The organism is Vibrio sp. Vb0349, from assembly GCF_033338975.1.
The window spans coordinates 1-1,231 of sequence record NZ_JAWOTS010000279.1 but is presented as its reverse complement, the minus strand read 5'-3'; the positions used below and the strand labels follow the sequence as shown (position 1 = coordinate 1,231).

Genomic DNA, 1,231 nt, shown 5'->3' with positions numbered 1-1,231 from the left:
TTCGCATACCCGGTACGTTTGCAACTAAGCCTGTTAGAGAGCACGAGCGTTACAAGCTACAAATGGACTGTACCATCGATCACAGCGGCAATATTTATGACGGCAGTTTGGTTGATTTTTCACTGGCAGGCGTCGGTGTTCAGACCTTTATTGAACCTGAGTTTAAGGTTGGAGACCGAGTTTCGGTGGTATCACCTCTTAGCATTCATATAGGAGAGGAAAATCCTTGCTTGATCGCCAATATAAAGAAGCAACCCAAAGGCTGGGTGATAGGCATTCGATTCGAGCAACCCATTACTATGACTGAAGATTTGAAAACCAAGTTGCTGGAACAGTCCTTTCTGACCAGCAACGTATGATTTAGTGAACTGAGACGCGTCAAGGCTATGATTGACTAAAGCGCGTTGCGGCAAAGCTGTTGAGTAACCGATGCACAGCATAAGTAACAAGCAAAGTGACCACGGTGGCAAACAGTATGCTGCTGACTCGATACAAAGCACTAAAAATCAGATCACCATCGGGCGTGAGATACTGTCCGAATAAGATCCCTAAAGTAGTGAGGCCTCCAAAGCCCGCACCTGAACCACTGGATTCTTTCACATGCATGTAACTGAATATCATCGCGCCAATCCAAAGTAACGGCACAATAAACAGCAAAGTATCTGACCAATCATACAAAATGAGCTGCCCGACGATACCAAAGGTCACGCCTAGCAATGTGCCCATCGCCCGTTTACGAGCGTAACCTAAGGCGCCATTCCAGTGCATTGGAAACAGGAGCAACAAGGTTGTCGCCTGCGCTGACATGGAATCGTTCAAATCAAAGATCTGAAACACCAAAAAGGACATGGTTGCAATACTCGCCCCCATAAGAGCCTCATGTCGCATCCGATGGCTTTGTTTGGCTTGTGAAGGCTTTGGCGGCGGTTGACGAGGTTCCGCATCTGGAATCAAAAACGTCACTAAATACGCCACAATGATGGACAAAACGTTCGCCTGTAAGTTACTAAAAATAAGATCATTCAGATCCGTTGTCGGGTAACTAGCAAAGTGCAGCATGATACTCAAGCTAAGCACACTGTTCGCGCCAAATAGAAACAAACTCCCTTTTGACATACAAGCAAACTTGTAAAGAAACAAGCAGAATGCAATCAAGGTCATCAACACCGGATGACTACCAAACAAGCCCCCCAAAATGCCAACCTCTAGCCCACAAACAACAGCGGAGAAG

Annotated in this window: 2 protein-coding genes; one reads left to right on the top strand and one right to left on the bottom strand. The window is 46.2% G+C overall.

Features of this window, described 5'->3' with window-relative positions; translation table 11 throughout:
- Window positions 1-359, top strand: a 359-nt coding sequence (locus R7Q47_RS25200; RefSeq protein WP_318090060.1) for a PilZ domain-containing protein, incomplete at its 5' end; no start/stop codon positions are given.
- 25 nt (window positions 360-384) lie between these two features.
- On the opposite strand, the gene R7Q47_RS25195 is transcribed toward R7Q47_RS25200, so the two are convergent.
- Window positions 385-1,231 (bottom strand): DUF2955 domain-containing protein (locus tag R7Q47_RS25195; protein ID WP_318090058.1); only part of this gene is annotated, 847 nt, incomplete at its 5' end.